This is a genomic window from Paenibacillus sp. EKM206P (assembly GCF_011066155.1).
GTDB lineage: Bacteria > Bacillota > Bacilli > Paenibacillales > Paenibacillaceae > Paenibacillus > Paenibacillus polymyxa_D.
Map to the genome: position 1 here is coordinate 180,074 of NZ_JAAMNQ010000002.1, position 16,020 is coordinate 196,093.

General features: G+C 47.8%; 12 protein-coding genes and 2 riboswitches. Of the genes, 7 read left to right on the forward strand and 5 right to left on the reverse strand.

Annotated features, from left to right (window positions below):
• Positions 1 to 88: 88 nt before the first annotated feature.
• The 5 genes from G9G53_RS04560 to rhaB all read right to left on the reverse strand — a co-directional run bounded on the left by G9G53_RS04560 (position 89) and on the right by rhaB (position 7,273).
• Positions 89 to 2,377 carry a GDYXXLXY domain-containing protein gene (locus G9G53_RS04560; protein WP_185156347.1) on the reverse strand — a complete coding sequence of 763 codons (2,289 nt, stop codon included), beginning with the start codon at positions 2,375 to 2,377 and terminating at the stop codon, positions 89 to 91.
• Positions 2,378 to 2,517: 140 nt separating this feature from the next.
• Positions 2,518 to 3,411 carry an AraC family transcriptional regulator gene (locus tag G9G53_RS04565; RefSeq protein WP_069012279.1) on the reverse strand — a complete coding sequence of 298 codons (894 nt, stop codon included), beginning with the start codon at positions 3,409 to 3,411 and terminating at the stop codon, positions 2,518 to 2,520.
• A 198-nt stretch (positions 3,412 to 3,609) separates the two neighbouring features.
• Positions 3,610 to 4,455: a rhamnulose-1-phosphate aldolase gene (gene rhaD, locus G9G53_RS04570; protein ID WP_165145630.1), complete on the reverse strand. Its 846-nt coding sequence runs from the start codon at positions 4,453 to 4,455 to the stop codon at positions 3,610 to 3,612.
• Between the two features lie 67 nt (positions 4,456 to 4,522).
• Positions 4,523 to 5,779: an L-rhamnose isomerase gene (gene rhaA / locus G9G53_RS04575; RefSeq protein WP_165145633.1), complete on the reverse strand. Its 1,257-nt coding sequence runs from the start codon at positions 5,777 to 5,779 to the stop codon at positions 4,523 to 4,525.
• Positions 5,780 to 5,791: 12 nt separating this feature from the next.
• Positions 5,792 to 7,273: a rhamnulokinase gene (gene rhaB, locus G9G53_RS04580; protein WP_165145636.1), complete on the reverse strand. Its 1,482-nt coding sequence runs from the start codon at positions 7,271 to 7,273 to the stop codon at positions 5,792 to 5,794.
• 326 nt (positions 7,274 to 7,599) lie between these two features.
• Positions 7,600 to 7,703: riboswitch (purine riboswitch) on the forward strand.
• Between the two features lie 181 nt (positions 7,704 to 7,884).
• On the opposite strand from rhaB, the gene G9G53_RS04585 reads away from it, so the two are divergent.
• The 7 genes from G9G53_RS04585 (at position 7,885) to G9G53_RS04615 (ending at position 16,015) form a co-directional block, all read left to right on the forward strand.
• Positions 7,885 to 8,502: a xanthine phosphoribosyltransferase gene (locus tag G9G53_RS04585; RefSeq protein ID WP_069012276.1), complete on the forward strand. Its 618-nt coding sequence runs from the start codon at positions 7,885 to 7,887 to the stop codon at positions 8,500 to 8,502.
• Positions 8,496 to 9,803 carry a nucleobase:cation symporter-2 family protein gene (locus G9G53_RS04590; RefSeq protein WP_165145638.1) on the forward strand — a complete coding sequence of 436 codons (1,308 nt, stop codon included), beginning with the start codon at positions 8,496 to 8,498 and terminating at the stop codon, positions 9,801 to 9,803. The genes G9G53_RS04585 and G9G53_RS04590 overlap by 7 nt, the downstream gene beginning before the upstream one ends.
• A gap of 751 nt (positions 9,804 to 10,554) precedes the next feature.
• Positions 10,555 to 10,752: riboswitch (cobalamin riboswitch) on the forward strand.
• A 217-nt stretch (positions 10,753 to 10,969) separates the two neighbouring features.
• Positions 10,970 to 12,550: an ABC transporter substrate-binding protein gene (locus G9G53_RS04595; protein WP_165145641.1), complete on the forward strand. Its 1,581-nt coding sequence runs from the start codon at positions 10,970 to 10,972 to the stop codon at positions 12,548 to 12,550.
• Positions 12,551 to 12,565: 15 nt separating this feature from the next.
• Positions 12,566 to 13,495 (forward strand): nickel ABC transporter permease, encoded by a 930-nt coding sequence (gene nikB / locus G9G53_RS04600; RefSeq protein WP_165145644.1) that lies wholly within the window; start codon positions 12,566 to 12,568, stop codon positions 13,493 to 13,495.
• A 14-nt stretch (positions 13,496 to 13,509) separates the two neighbouring features.
• Positions 13,510 to 14,325, forward strand: coding sequence for an ABC transporter permease (locus tag G9G53_RS04605; RefSeq protein ID WP_165145647.1), 816 nt, complete (start codon positions 13,510 to 13,512; stop codon positions 14,323 to 14,325).
• Positions 14,325 to 15,242, forward strand: coding sequence for an ATP-binding cassette domain-containing protein (locus tag G9G53_RS04610; RefSeq protein WP_165145650.1), 918 nt, complete (start codon positions 14,325 to 14,327; stop codon positions 15,240 to 15,242). Before G9G53_RS04605 ends, G9G53_RS04610 begins: the two co-directional genes overlap by 1 nt.
• Positions 15,239 to 16,015 carry an ABC transporter ATP-binding protein gene (locus tag G9G53_RS04615; RefSeq protein ID WP_165145653.1) on the forward strand — a complete coding sequence of 259 codons (777 nt, stop codon included), beginning with the start codon at positions 15,239 to 15,241 and terminating at the stop codon, positions 16,013 to 16,015. Before G9G53_RS04610 ends, G9G53_RS04615 begins: the two co-directional genes overlap by 4 nt.
• Positions 16,016 to 16,020: the final 5 nt, after the last annotated feature.

Sequence of the window (16,020 nt, forward strand, 5' to 3'; positions counted from 1 at the left end):
GAAAAAACAAGCAGGCTGAACCAAGTGGTGCTCCAGCAATGGAGCAGCTTGGTTCAGCCTGCTTTGTTAACTATCTGCGCCGATCCGGTCAGCTTTCTGCCAAACGTTCCAGCAGTGCGTCTCCATTGCGGCTCACCCGAATATGGGCAAAATGTGCGTTCTGTTCTACAGTACGTCCGGTTCCCTCAGGGATGAAATAATTCTCAATACCGTACACAATACGAGAACCATACCACTGTCCATTTAGAATGACCTCATGACTGGCAAGTTTTTCACCATCTTGATATAGGCGATCAGCGATGTATACTCCTTGGCTATCTGGTGTGAGAACGACTTTGACCTTGCCTCGGCTCCATTCTTCCTCCTGAAGAGGGGGCTTGGAAGTAGGGGTAGATATGTCGTAATTCAATGCCACATAATCGCCTTGTAGCAGGGAGCGCGGGTCTATAGGAGCCAGTTTGAGCTTAATGGAAGCCCCTGTGGCGAGCAGGGTTTCGCTTCTCGCCGTCTGATAGCCGATGATTCCCAGCTGTAGCACGATGACAATGGCAATGAGTAACGGGCTTAAGCGCATAAAGCTAAAGCTGCGGTGGTCGGCATCGAATGCTGCTTTGCCGCTATGGGCCATTCGCCGATCCGTCCACCAGGTCAAGCCGAGTGCAATGATCCCCAGTAGCGCCAGCGTAAAAGATTTATACAGTAGCGTCCACAATAAATCATAGTATTTGAAGCCGATAAAAATAAACCAGAAGACAACGCTCGTGATGGCCTCCGATTTTTGTTTCACACGGGCAAAGGCAAAGACCATCCCGGTAACGATAACAAAATAAAAAATGTTAATGAACATATAAGAGTGTGGAACGACATCCTCGAAAAACGTCGCCCAAAACAGGAACAGCAAGCTGAAAAATAATGAGCTATTCCGTAGATGTTCTTTTAACTCCGTCTTGGATATAAAGTAACTTACCCCATATAACACGGCATTGACGATGAAAAGAGAGAAGATGATGAACTTATAGGTCCAGTTCCAACCATCCCACTCCTGATGCTGCTGAAATAAAATGGTCGCCAGATTCAGGTTTACAAAAGTATAGGCAAAAAACAACTGCCTTTTCCCCTTGGAGCGAAACCATCCAGCGATGGAAACGATCAGAAATAATACCGAAAGCAGCGACTGATCTGACCATAGAATGGCCGCCAAGCCTGTAATATAGCTGATGGTTAGCAGGGTATAACGTATGACTGAATCTAGCTTGGATTCCGGTATGACAATCATCAAAATCATAAGCAGCAACGACACAACCAACAGTACATATTCGGTGTGGTTTACATTCGTGCTAATCATAATCAATCCGATGAGAGATATACTACCGATCAGCACTCCAACCACTTTGATTACACGGGATACGGTTTTGCTGATCCATTCACTGCCACGTTCCTCGGGAACGGTCGTCTCCACATCGGATTTTACGATATCCCCGTTTTCCCCATTGAATATCTCCCCTGTTTCCGGCGGTGTTTTCCCCAAACGATTCAAATAACGGAAAAACCACACGTTACCGGTCAGCAGCAGCGCCACAAAAATCAAACCAAAAACAAAAAACAGAGATGAGTAGTAAGCCTCTGCTAGCTCTATAAATTTAAAGACAGCAAACGCTGAGAGCGCCAATGCATTCAAGGTCAGTAGTGTTTTATTCAGCCGTACCTTGATAAATATATAAAATCCTAAAGCAATCACAGCGATATGCGGTATATTCATGACCAGGCCATACCCATCAAATGCAAAAGAGTTGGTCATCGCCAACATCGCTATATGAAAAACAGTAAAGCTCATATATTGTAGTGGAGCAGAATGTATACGATGAAGGAACGCCAATAGGAACAACAACAGATTGACCAGTGCGAACACTCCGGCAATGGACAACGATTCCAGCTCGCTATAAGATGCACTTTGCATCGTAGGGTAAAAATAAAGCCACAAACCGAGGTGAATTAGTACATAAGACAGCATATAAAAAGGATTGTAGCGAGTAATCCAGCTAAGCAGTAGAGCTGGCACCGACCAAATGAAAAACAACCCGTAGCTGTCCGCATGGGAATTGTAAATTTGACCGAGCAATGCCACAGAAACGCCAAAGGCTATACAGCCAGCCACCAAAAACATATTTGACAGAAAAGCTTGTTGACCGGGAACAGCACGTATCCGTGCAAATACAAAAGACAAGCCATAGAACAGAACAATAAGCGCAGCAGCCAGTACAATTTTGACTGTCCGATCCAGTCCGCCCCAATTGGAGGCGAAAAAATAAATAATCGCGGCAAGTACCAGTGAGATGCCCAGCAGATAGCCCGTACGTATCGCATTGAATCGCAGCATGGATTTCACGTACCTTTCCTGTTGGTTTGATGCTTATTATAACGTTGAAAGGTCTCAGAACCAAGTACTAATTAGGATCAGGTCATAAAAAAAGAGAGCCACCGTATACGGCGGCTCTCTTGAACGTTACTGGATTCCAGCTAGGCATTGACGGTACGAATCTCTTGCCGGGACTGATGTCGGAAGCGATACTCACGCGGTGGAATCCCTGCTGTTTTCTTAAATGCTTTGGAAAAGGTGGACATATCGGTATAGCCGATGGACTGGGCTATGATCGACAAATTGTAAGTTGTCTGCTCCAGTAATCTTTTGGCTTCGTTAATCTTAAGGTTTTGCAAATACTTGGCGGGAGAGATGAGGAAGGTGGAATGGAACTTACGTGAAAAGTGGGCACGATCCACACCTACATGCTCGGCAATTTGCTCAATCGTAACACGGTCACAATAATGCATTTCAATGTAGTCTTTCCCCTGCTGGAGCCAATAATCAGAGCATACAAAGTTGCGCAGTACGTCAGATGTGTTGCGGGACAACTCCTCGAAGATCTGGTGCAGTATAATCAAGCGGGCCAGATCGCTGCCCTGTCTGTTGTTGTCGTGTACGATGGAAAACAGGTTAGAGATAAGTTCGAGGATTTCCTCACTCACGGCGTTAGCCATAAATGGCGTGGAGGGATTAATTCCGATCCGCTCCAGTAGCGCGAGGGATTTGGGTCCCTCAAAGGCAATCCATACCTTTTGCAAAGGGTGCTGGTGATCGGTGTAATATTCATGGGCAACATGCGGAAAAAAACAGAATAAATCAGACTTTTGGACACGGTACTTCTGTTGCTTATAAATAAACTCAGCCTGACCTTCAAGCACAAAAATCAAATAAAAATAAGGAACAGCCTTGGGACCGACATGGCAGCTTGTTTTCGAAATATCCATACCCAGTCTGACAGGCCAAATGGCGCTGGACTTTTCCAATTCGGTAGCTGTGAAATAATGGTCTTCCACGATGTCGAAGTGATCTTCATTTTTTGCTCTTTTCATAACTTGTCACCTCTCCTTTGGTGGAGATAAGGGAATTTTGATTTTATTGTATATAAAGGAAAGCACAATTACAAGTTAATTCATTGGAATTGAGGGTTATATAATTAAAACTGCGTATGCCAAAGGCTCCATGGCCGGTTTGAGATGACCCGTGGAGCCTTTTAAGTTCTGTATTATGAGATGGGGATTAGCCTATATTTATACGTTCAAGATTCCTTCTTTTGGAGTAACGTTGAAGGCTTTGGCTAGATCGGCCAATTCCTGATCTGTAATCCGTTGCTGGTTATCATGGTGAGCAATGAGCATGTAAATTTGCGCCGCTTTTTCAATCGTCTCAATGAGACCAAACGCTTCATCAATGGAGCTGCCCGTTCCGAAAATGCCATGATGAGGCCATAATACAGCGTGATGATCCTTCATTTTTTTAGCCGTTTCGCGGCCGATTTCGCTGGAACCCGGTACCATCCAAGGGATTACACCGATACCGTCTGGAAAGACGACAATACATTCGGTACACATTTCCCACAGCGTTTTGGTGAATTGGTTTTCGTCCAGACTATGAATGAAGGTCATGGCAATAACATGGGTGGCATGATTATGAATCACCACACGATGGTTAGGATCGATCTTCAAGCGCTCAATGTGGCTCATAAAATGAGAAGGCAACTCACTGGTAGGCACTGCGCCATGTTTGAGGCCCCACAAGACTTCCAATTGCTCGCCATCCTGGGAGACACGAAGGACCCCTAAGTTTGCTTCTGGATCTGCGATTACGTTTTTAAAATATTTACCTGATCCGGTGACGATAAAATATTTACCAGCCAGTTCATTCACCGGGAAAGCAGGTTTAATCGTCCGAATGACCTGGTGAATATCTATATATTTTGCAACCTCGGCTTCATCCAGAATATAGCTTACATTACCTCCATTGCGTTCATCCCAGCCGAATTTCCACATGTTTTGTGTAATTTCCGCCATCTCGCGAACAAATGGGATATCCAGTCCCGATTTGCGTTCTTTTTGATTCTCCAGCACAGTAGTCATGGATGATCTCTCCCTTTGGATGATATGAATATAAGCATTATCAGTGCAGTAGTTACCGTTTCAGCAGTTATCGTTTCAACAGTACTTGTTGTTCATAGTTTTTTACTTCGGCCAGCCATTCCTCACGAACGGGAACGCTGTTTTGAGCGCAATAGTAATCCCATATCGCACCAAACGGATACGATTTGAATTCTTCGACTAGAGCAAGACGAGTGGTGAAGTCCCGATCCTCTTCCGCCTGCCTTAATGCTTCAATCGGTTCGAGCATAGCGCGAAGCAGCGCTTTAATCGTGTTGCGTGTTCCGATGACCCATGCTGCCACATGGTTGATACTGCCATCAAAGAAATCAAGACCGATATGGGTTCGGTAAAGCAATTCACCGCGAACCAGCTCACGGGCAATGTCCAGCAATTCGTCGTCCATTGTCACGACATGATCACTGTCCCAGCGAACCGGTCTGCTGACATGGAGCAATAATTGGTCGGTGAACATCAGCACAGAGGACAGTTTGTTCGAAATGACTTCGGTTGGATGGAAGTGACCCGCATCGAGACAGATAGATTTACCGCGTGTCAGGGCGTAACCCATATAGAATTCATGTGAGCCCACGACATAGCTTTCCGAGCCAATGCCAAACAGCTTGCTTTCAACCGCATCGATGTTGTATTCCTCGCTGATTTCCTCGCTGAAAATGTCGTCCAGCGCATCACGCAGACGTTCTCTTGGAGCCAACCGATCAACCGGAGTATCTTTATAGCCGTCCGGCATCCAGTGGTTTGTGACACAGGGCTGACCGAGTTCTTTGCCAAAATACTCGGCAATCCTGCGTGATTTTTTGCAGTGTGTGATCCAGAAATCACGGATTTCCGAATCCTTGTGACTCAGTGTGAAGCCGTCTTCCGCTTTAGGATGGGAGAACAGGGTTGGATTAAAATCAAGCCCAAGTCCTTGCTGTTTGGCCCAGTCTACCCAGTTCTGAAAATGGCGTGGCTCCAGTTGATCCAGATCCACTTGTTCTGTGGTGTCCGCATAGATGGCGTGCAGATTGACCTTGTGTTTACCCGGAATGAGTGATAAGGCTTTTTCTAAATCCTGACGCAACTCATGCGGCGTGCCGGCTCTGCCCGGGTAGCTGCCCGTTACGGCAATCCCCCCGCTAAGCTGTTTGTCTTTGAACAGGAATCCCTGAACATCATCTCCCTGCCAGCAGTGCAGTGATATTTTGATTTGTGAAAGCTTCCGTAAAATGTCGTCCACTTGAATACCGTGGCGGGCATACAGCTTTTTCGCTTCGTTATAACTGGCTTCAATGGCTTCGTTCATGGCTTTACTCCTTTATTGAGATATGTGAATAGAGGATGTTGCTTGTATCTTAAGCTGCTCCCAGCGATCCAAAAGTTCTTGCACGCCTTCCACCGATTGTGGCTCATATAGCCGAGTCGGAAAGGAGCGGGCGATGGTTCGGCCAGCAGCCTTGAGATTCTCAAGAACACCAGAGCTAATTAATTGCACGACAATATTGCCGATGGCCGTAGATTCGGAAGGACCTGCCTGAACCTCAATTCCCAAGAGATCGGCGGTTAGCTGACATAGTAATTCGTTGTTAGCGCCTCCGCCGACAATGTGCAATCTGGTAATCGTTTCGTCTGTTAAACGTTGCAGTTCGTGTAAGGCATCGCGGTAGCTTAAGGCCAGACTGTCAAAAATACAGCGGGCAAGTGAACCCGGCGTCCTGGGGATGGGCTGGCCTGTTTCTTCACAGAATCGCTGGATTTCAAGGGTCATACTATCCGGGTTTAAGAAGGATGAATGGTTACAGAGGACAAGACTGACAAACGGTGCTTCTGCTGAGGCCAGTTGGGCCAATTCGGCAAAGCTATGTGCACAGCCCCCTTCTCTTCTGACCTCCTGAATCATCCACAATCCCATAATATTTTTCAGAAAACGGTACGTACCGTAAGCGCCCCACTCATTCGTGTAGTTCGCCTGCATGGCTGCCTTCGTATTCAAGGCTTCGGATCGTTCCATTCCCAGTAGTGACCACGTGCCGCTGCTAATATAAGCCCAAGATTCTTCCCGCTGTGACGGAACACCTGCAACGGCCGATGCAGTATCGTGAGTAGGCGCAAGAATGATCTGACAGTCCGGAAGATCGTATTTTTGAACAAGCTCCGGCAAAAGAGAACCCAGAACCCGCCCAGGCTCGGCAAGCTCTGAAAACTGATTGCGCCGCAGTTGGAGCAGGGACAGCAGGTCTTCATCAAACTCTCGGGTGTTCACGTTGAGAAGCTGCATCGTGGACGCATTCGTGATTTCATTGGTCATGATGCCTGTCAGGCGATAGTACAGATAATCAGGGACCATCAATATTTTATCCGCCTGGGCAAGCTGTTCCCGATCATGGACAAACAGTTGATACAGGGTATTAAAGTTTAGTTCCTGAATGCCTGTTTTCTCATACACAGCCTCTCGACTGATGAGCTGATGCAGCCTGTCGGGTGCGTGGAGGGTACGTGCATCCCGGTAAGCGTATACCTCATGAATGCGGTTACCTTTCTTATTAAGTAACACGTAATCTACAGCCCATGTATCAATGCCGAGCGTACAGGAATGAATCCCCTTCTGCTTAGCTTTTTGCAAGCCTTGAATAATCTCATTCAATAGTTCCTCGATATTCCAGTAATCGTGCCCGTCCTTTTCGGTAAAGGAGTTGTTGAAACGGTGAAGCTCTTGCAAGTGAATTTGTTCACCTTGTAGAGTTGCACTCACGAGTCTTCCGCTTGAAGCTCCAATATCAACAGCAAGATAGTTGTTCATATCTAATCTCCTTGCATGGTGAAGTCCTGGCAGCCCCAAAGTCTGCCTTTTGTTTCTTAACTAATTCCATACTACTTCCGTTTGTCTGTGCAGTCAACATAAACGGAAATATAATTTTTGGTTTTTCTTTTGAATTTAAAAATAAAAATAAAATTAAATGTTGTTTTGTATGGTTTTGCGTTTTTTAACATTTGCTTTCTACTATATATATACCTCGAACAGGAATCGGTGTGTTGCTGCGATATTCAAATTGTGGAGGTTCTTCAAATGCCGCTGTTTGTATGAAAAATAATCTTGAAACCGTCCGCCAGAGGGTGTAGTATACAAGATATCAATTTCATATGACTCGTATAATATTGGGGATATGGCCCAAAAGTTTCTACCGGATGACCACTGTAATCGTCCGACTATGAGTGATAGCGCATCGGCTTTGGATGAATGCGGGCATTTATTTGTGCGCTAATCCGTCAGGGATTACAACCCCAAGGACAGGCTTCACTTGAGAAACAACTCAAGGGAGCCTGTCCTTTTTTGGTTTTGGCAGGTTTTACTGTTCAGGATTTTGCAAAATCCTCACTATTTTAAAGTACAGAAGGAGCGATACTCGCATAATGAAAGTTTTGGAAGAACGTATTCGTCAAGAGGGACAAATTTTATCTGACACTGTATTAAAGGTAGATTCATTTTTGAATCATCAGGTAGATACAGCATTAGCATTGGAGATTGGGAAGGAGTTCGCACGCCTTTTCGGCAGTGCTCCGATCACCAAGGTGCTTACCATTGAAGCTAGTGGTATTCAATTTGCAATGGCTACTGCTATTGCCTTGGGGGTCCCGTTCATTTATGCGAAGAAAAAGAAGGCCATCACGCTGAATGAGCAGGTATACTTCGCAGAGGTTCATTCGTTCACTCGGCAGGAAACCTATCAGGTGAGTATCTCCCAAAAATACCTTGATGCCAGCGACCATGTGCTGATCGTAGATGATTTTTTGGCAACTGGTGCAGCATTGGTCGGACTTACGGATATTGTAAAGGAAGCAGGAGCGGAGCTGGCCGGGGTTGGCTGTGTGATTGAGAAGAGCTTCCAGGAAGGCCGTGGACTGTTGGAGCAAAGAGGCATCGCCGTACGTTCTCTTGCGCGTATCGCTTCCATGGCACCAGGCGAGGTCGATTTTATAGAGGAAGCTGGCGTAGTAATTGCTCCTGTTAAGGAGAATGTGGGATGTTAAGTAAACAAAAGTTATTCGCACTGGGCTTCCAGCATGTCATGGCGATGTACGCTGGAGCCATTGCTGTACCTCTAATTGTAGGGGGAGCATTGCACCTGACTCCAGCCCAGATGGCTTATTTGGTGGCTGCCGATCTGTTCACTTGCGGGATTGCTACGTTATTACAAATTATGGGCACACGCTTTTTCGGTAGTAGACTGCCTGTCATTTTAGGCTGTACGTTTACGGCAGTAGGCCCCATTATCGCGATTGCTTCGACCTCAAATTTGGCGACAGCGTACGGTGCCATTATTTTGTCTGGTATATTCGTGGTGCTTGCGGCACCGCTGTATGGCAAGCTGCTACGCTTTTTCCCGACGGTCGTTACGGGTTCGGTCGTTACAATTATCGGTCTATCCCTTATTCCGGTGGCGATGAACAATGTAGCAGGTGGCCAGGGCAGCGCGGATTTTGGACAGCCGCGTAATTTGCTGCTGGCGCTGGTTACATTATTGGTTATTCTGCTTGTGAATCGGTTGGCAAAGGGCTTTATGCGCTCGATTTCCGTGCTCATCGGTCTGTTTGCAGGCACGGTGGTTGCTTATGCGATGGGAATGGTGCATTTTGCTCCCGTGGCAGATGCGTCATGGGTGAGTGTTGCGGAGCCATTTTATTTTGGTAAGCCAGAGTTTAGCATTATGGCAGTTTGTACGATGGTTATCGTCAATATTGTCAGCATGGTCGAGTCTACGGGTGTTTATCTGGCAGTAGGCAAGGCGATTGATCAAAAGGTAGAGCAAAAGCAGATCGTCAATGGACTTCGTTCGGAAGGACTTGCGATTATGCTTGGGGGTATTTTTAACGCGTTTCCTTATACAGCCTTCTCGCAAAATGTGGGTCTGATCTCGCTCACACGCGTCAAATCGCGGAACGTTATTTTTGCTGCGGGCGGTATCATGGTTGTTCTCGGTTTGCTGCCTAAGCTGGCTGCTTTAACGACAGTGATTCCTAACGCTGTGCTGGGCGGGGCGATGATCGTTATGTTTGGCTCGGTCGCTGCATCAGGCATGTCTATTTTGTCAGAAGTGGATCTGCGAAAGGAAAGCAATCTGCTGATCGCAGCATGCAGTATTGCTGTGGGCCTAGGTTCTGCCGTTCTGCCACAAATGTTCGACCAGCTGCCGAGCTTTGCCAAAATGCTGTTGCAAAATGGTATTGTTTCGGGCTCGATTACAGCGATTGTCTTGAACATCGTTTTGACGAGAAAACAAGGGGAATCGGTCAAAAGCGTGACGGTTCAGGAGGTTCCACAGAAGGTTTGATGATTAGGAATAAAGATAGCCGGAGAGAGGCCGTATGCCTCTTTTCCGGCTTTTTGGCATGGGGTTATCCAGATAGTAGATACCCTTGCTGTCTGGGGATATATAGATAAACTGCGGGATGAAATAGGTAGCTCTAATTTGGTGCGTTTTCCAGTTTACTTACTAGAAGAATTTGCTAGAGTGGTGGGTGATATCATGGTATAATTTACCTTATGGATTTTGAATAGTGGTGGATGTTTTCGGACCACGGTGCAGCTTCCCGAAAGGGGGTGAAGCCGATGGTCACACTTGTGTCGTGCTACGATGTATTGCGTTGGATGGTTACATTACTAAGCCTGGTGTTTAGTATTCGTAAACTTTATCGCTGGCTGCGTCGGAAATTTCGGAACAAGCGAAAACCCACCGCGTAATTAGGTTGGCCCCTAACGGTGGGTTTCGTTTGCATTAACCATTAGTTATGCAGCGCGCCGTGGGTGATCCACAGCCTTTCAAGTCCTAAGAGTCTTTGCCGTTGGCGCGGCGAAGACTCTTTTTAGTATACGGACACGGTGGTTTACTCTATACCTAATTTTAACACTTCAATTGCGTGCACGCAATTGGAGGTTAGGTCTTGTTTCTACCTTATCGTTCAAATTTAAATTATTGTGCAGCCTTTATTGACAAGCCTGTGACAACAAAATAAGATCGTAATGAAAAGAAATAAAGGAAGAAAACAGGTGTGAGCCGGACAACTCTATGTATGGGGTTTCGTAGAGACGATGTACATAGTTGTTGAGCATGTTCACTTAAAAGGGAAGTTCGGTTGATTCCGACACGGGCCCGCCACTGTATACAGGCATCAGCAGGATACTGCTGGAGCTTTCAGAACAGCCACTGGAATTGTGAAGAACCGGGAAGGCCTGAAAGATACGCCTGGAGTCAGGAGACCTGCCTGTTTTGACATCACTGTCAGACCCACGGGATGCTGGGGAGGTGGTTAGGCGTGCTGCATACGGAATGTCTGAAACCGATCTGATCCCTTCTATGTTTTTGGAGTTGGCTTCGAGGTGAGTTCTGACATTTTATATTGAAGGCATTTCTGACTGCTAATTAAGTGGTCTGGAATGCTTTTTTCGCGTTTTGCGTTAGTTTTATGCGGTTTTACAAGATAGAGGGGGATTCATCGAATGATTAGCAATCGTAGCAGGCGTTCATGGTTGATATGTACAGGGGTGATGCTGCTGCTGGCAGTTATGGCTCTTTCGGGATGTGCCAGCAATAGGACGTCGGATAGCTCCGGCAAGGGTGAAAACGCGTCAGCACAACAAACAGCGACAAATAAAAAGCTGGTAATGGCGTATACATGGAAACCGTCAGGCGTTGACCCGCATGGAGATAATAGCTGGGATGTGATGCGATCCGGTGCAGGTGAGACACTGGTACGTTTGAATGAAAAGCTGGAGCCTGTGGCTTGGCTGGCAAAGGAGTGGAAGCAGGATAGCCCTACAGTTTGGACGTTCAGCTTGCAGGATAAAGTCACTTTTCATAATGGAAAAAGTATGGATGCAGCAAGTGTAAAAGCGTCTTTGTTACGCTCTATTGAGAAAAGCCATCTGGCGAAGGATTTACTGAATGTGAAGTCCATTGATGTAAGCGGCCCGCTGGCCTTGAAGATCACGACAAACCAGCCAAATGCGGCGTTGGTGTCCAATCTAGCTGATCCATCGACGATTGTACTGGATGTGGCATCAATGAAAGATGAGCAGAGTTACCCAGCGATGACAGGCGCCTTTAAAGTCAAAGCGTTCAACAAGGACCAATCCTTGGTCGTAGAGCGTTATGACGGATATTGGGGCGAGAAGGCACGATTAGCTGAAGCGACGATGAAGTTCATTACGGACGGGAATTCGCGCCTGATGGCGCTGCAATCCGGCGAGGTGGACGTAGCGACGGATATTCCGGTTGATAACGCAGAGGTACTGAAAAAGAACGACAAGTTACAAGTACTGTCAGCTCCGTCCTTGCGCACCCATATGATCGTGTACAATATGGAATCGCCAGTATTCAAGGATGCGGCGAACCGTAAGGTGGTGGACAGCCTGATTCCACGCGCATCGATTGTGAGCGCCGTCATGAGGGGCTTCGGTACGGAGGCAAGCAGCCCGTTCCCGAGCATTCTTCCCTTCGGTAAAGTTGAGCGTAAAGCGCTGGACGGAACGGCAGAGCAACTGTTGACGAAGGATGGCTGGCAGAAGGACGCCCAAGGGACATGGACTAAGCAAGGCAAGCCGTTCGAGGTTACGCTGCTGACTTTCCCTCAGCGTCCGGAGCTCTCTGTTATGGCTGAGGTCATCCAAAGCCAATTGCTGAAAGAGGGAATCCAGGTCAAGATTCGCAAGGTGGAAAATATCGACGAGGCGTTGACCAAAAACGATTGGGACTTTGCTATGTACAGTATGCTTACTGCTCATACAGGAGAGCCGCAATATTTTATGGACATGTTTTATTCTTCGAAAAGCGAAGCCAATGTAAGCCGTTATAGTTCCAAACCGCTAGAGAGTATTCTGAACAGCTTGAAGCTGGCGAAGGATACAGCGCAGCGTAATGCTGTGACACTACAAGCGCTGGATATCATCAATACGGATTTGCCACAGTCGTTCATTGTGCATCCTGATAATGTGTTTGGTGTGAAAAAAGGGGTGGAGGGTTTTACACCCCATCCGATCGAGTATTACTACATTACAGCGCAATCCGATATTGCGGAATAACGAGCTGCGTATCCTATGATTCGTTTTATACTGGAACGTGTGGCGCAGCTGCTTATCATTGTATTCGTGGTGTCCACGCTGACTTTTGTACTGATGCGGCTGGCCCCTGGAGACCCTGCTACCATTTTGCTCACCGCGCATAATATCCCTGCCTCTGAGGAGGCGTTGACGACGCTACGAAAGGAACTGGGCTTAAACGAACCGCTTCATATTCAATATGTGAACTGGCTGCGGGATGTGTTCACAGGGCATTGGGGCACTTCGTATGTATCCAAGGAGTCGGTGCTAGCCGAACTGTGGAACAGACTTCCTGCTACTGTGGAGCTAGCTGCTGCGGGCTTCGCCGTCATGACGGTGCTTACGCTGGGGCTGGGGCTGGCTGCCTCGCTAAAAATCAGCGGCCCACTGGATCGTCTGGGCAGGCTGTTCGCCCTGCTGGGATCGTCGATCCCCTCTTTTTGGTTTGGTTTTCTGTTGATCTATCTATTCTCCGTTCGCTTGGGCTGGCTCCCATCCATGGGAAGGGAGGACTGGACACATCTAGTGCTCCCAGCGCTGACTCTTGGCGCAGGTTTGGGAGCTGTGCAAGCACGCGTACTGCGCGCTCAAATGCTGGAGCTGGGTGACCGGAATTTTGTGAAAGCAGCGAAGGCTCGAGGCTTTTCACGTTTGCATATCCTGTTTTTTGAGATATTTAGGCATGCGGTTCTGCCTATAATTACACTGCTAGGTACCAATCTATCATTTATGCTGGCAGGTAATGTGATTGTAGAGACCATTTTTTCATGGCCGGGGTTGGGCAAGTATTTTATAGATGCGATTACACAGCGAGATTATCCGGTGATTCAGGGGTATGTTATTTTCGCCGTATTTTTAATTGTAGGAGTTCAGTGTTTGGTGGATGTGGTCCAGACGGCGATAGATCCGAGGCTACGTTTGCGTTAAGGAGGAAGCTGAAAATGAAAAAGATACGGCTTCCCTTTAAAGGAGGCTTGCTGGCAGGGGGCTTACTGTTTGGTCTGATCGTGCTGCTTGGGTTATTAGCTCCATGGGTCGCTCCTCATGATCCTCTCCAAGTGGACCTTTTGAACCGCCTGGCACCACCTAGTCGGAAATACCCTTTCGGTACGGATCATCTGGGTCGGGATGTGCTGTCACGGCTCATTTACGGGATTCGGACGAGCGTGCTAATCGCATGTGCAATTACTGTAGCTACGTTGTGCTTCAGTCTGCCTATAGGGTTGCTTATTGGTTATGTGCGCGGACGCGTGGACCAGCTGGTCATGCGGGGAATCGACGGCGTACTGGCTTTTCCTGATATTATTTTAACAGTGGCAATTGTCGGTATTTTGGGTCCGGGTTTTGTTAACATGACCCTTGCCATTATTGCGGTACGGTGGGCGGGCTATGTCCGATATATCCGTAGTCTGGTTCAAAAAGCTTGTCAGGAGGACTACGTTCGGTATGCCCGTTTATCCGGCAATTCACACGTACGTATACTGAGTCGTTATGTATTGCCACAAGCGTTGCCGCAGTTGTTGGTTTATGCGGTATGGGATATCGGACGCGTGGTGCTGATGATCGCTGGGCTGTCCTTTCTTGGACTGGGGGTACAGCCGCCTAAGCCAGAGTGGGGCGTGATGCTGCATGATGCCACCTCATATTTTCAGGTGGCTCCGCATGTCATGATTTTCCCAGGCTTGGCGATTATGCTATTCGTACTTGCCTGCCAGCTTTTGGGTGACCGCTTTTCGGAAAAGGAGGCGGCCAAATAGTGGAGGATCAAACAGCCCTTGGGGGCAAGGATACGATAGAACAAGTGGCAGGTCGAAAACCGTTGTTACACGTGGAACATTTGGAAATCTGCCGCACAGGCGTAGGAGCAAGCAGAAGTGGGAGCAAACCACTGCTGCGTGATGTGAGCTTTTCCATATATTCAGGGGAGATTGTGGTCCTGACTGGACCGAGCGGATGCGGCAAGAGCCTGACCGCTCACGCAATCGCAGGCATGCTGGAGCCAGGTATCGGTGTTACGCATGGGCGTATCTACTATAACGGGGAAGACATTCTCCCGTTCCAGGAACGGCGCTGGCAAAGGCTGCGCCGAGAGGATATTGCCCTGCTCATTCAACAATCGCTGAGCGGGTTAAACCCGATCCGGACTGTCCGCGCCCAGCTGATGGATACGCTTAGACTGCACGGGCGGCGTTGGATGCCGCAAGACCAGATGGAGCTGGGGCACGCTGATGCTACCCCATCCCACACTGCATCACAGCAAGTCCATCCACTGAGCGTGCTGTCACGGATGCGGCAGGTGCTGAGCCGTGCCTCTGAAATAGCCAGAGGAGGCGCTACTCCAGTGCGGGAGGCCTATTTGCGCTCTCTGCTCTGCAAGGTAGGGTTTGCAGATCCTGAGCATATTTTGTCGTCATATCCTTTTGAACTAAGTGGAGGCATGTGTCAAAGGGTGCTACTGGCTGCCATGCTAAGCTCCGGTCCGAGCCTCTTTATTGCCGACGAGCCTACTACGGCGCTGGATGTGATCAACCGCGACAAGGTCTTGGCATTGCTGCGACAGTTGAGAGAAGACTTTGATCTCACCATATTGTTGATCTCACATGATCGCCAAGGTATGAGTCGCATAGCAGATCGAGTGTTGGAGATGAGCCTGGAAGGAAGGATGCACCAGTGATGCTGGAATTGAAGAATGTGACCAAAACATACCCTGTCCGCAAACGGAGAAAAGGTTGGTTCAGCACGCAAGATAGCGAACAGGCCGTGAAGAAGGTGAGTCTGGAGCTACGACAAGGAGAATGTCTTGGACTGGTTGGAGAAAGTGGAAGTGGCAAAAGCACGCTGGCACAATGTATTCTGGGGCTGGAGTCGTTGACCTCAGGAGAGATTTGGCTGGATGAACAGCCCATTCACACCGGAAAGATGAAGGATGTTCAGCTGTACAAGCGAATCCAGTTGGTTGCACAGGATTCGTCCTCCTCGCTGCATCCCCGTATGACCATTCGAGATATTTTAATGGAGCCAATCCACAACTATTTCCCTGAGCGAAAGCCGCAGGCGCTGGATATTTGTCTGTCTCTATTGGAATCGGTAGGATTAGAGGCTGACAGTCTGGAAAAATACCCAGCTCAGCTGAGTGGCGGGCAAAAGCAGCGGGTATGTATTGCCCGAGCTTTGGCGGTGGAGCCAAATATTATCTTGTTCGATGAATCGATCGCCAATCTGGATACGACAACGCAGTCTTCTGTACTGGACATGCTCAAGAGAATGCAGGTGGAACGTCAGTTGTCCTACCTATTTATCACTCACGATCTCCCATCTACTCGTCAGTTTTGTGACCGGGTTGCCGTCATGGTTCAGGGGGAGATTGTGGAAATATTTAGGGAATGGGATGAAGACTTGTTACAGCATGAGTACACGCGTACTCTGTTTCAAACGTTGGCGAATTAAGCCAT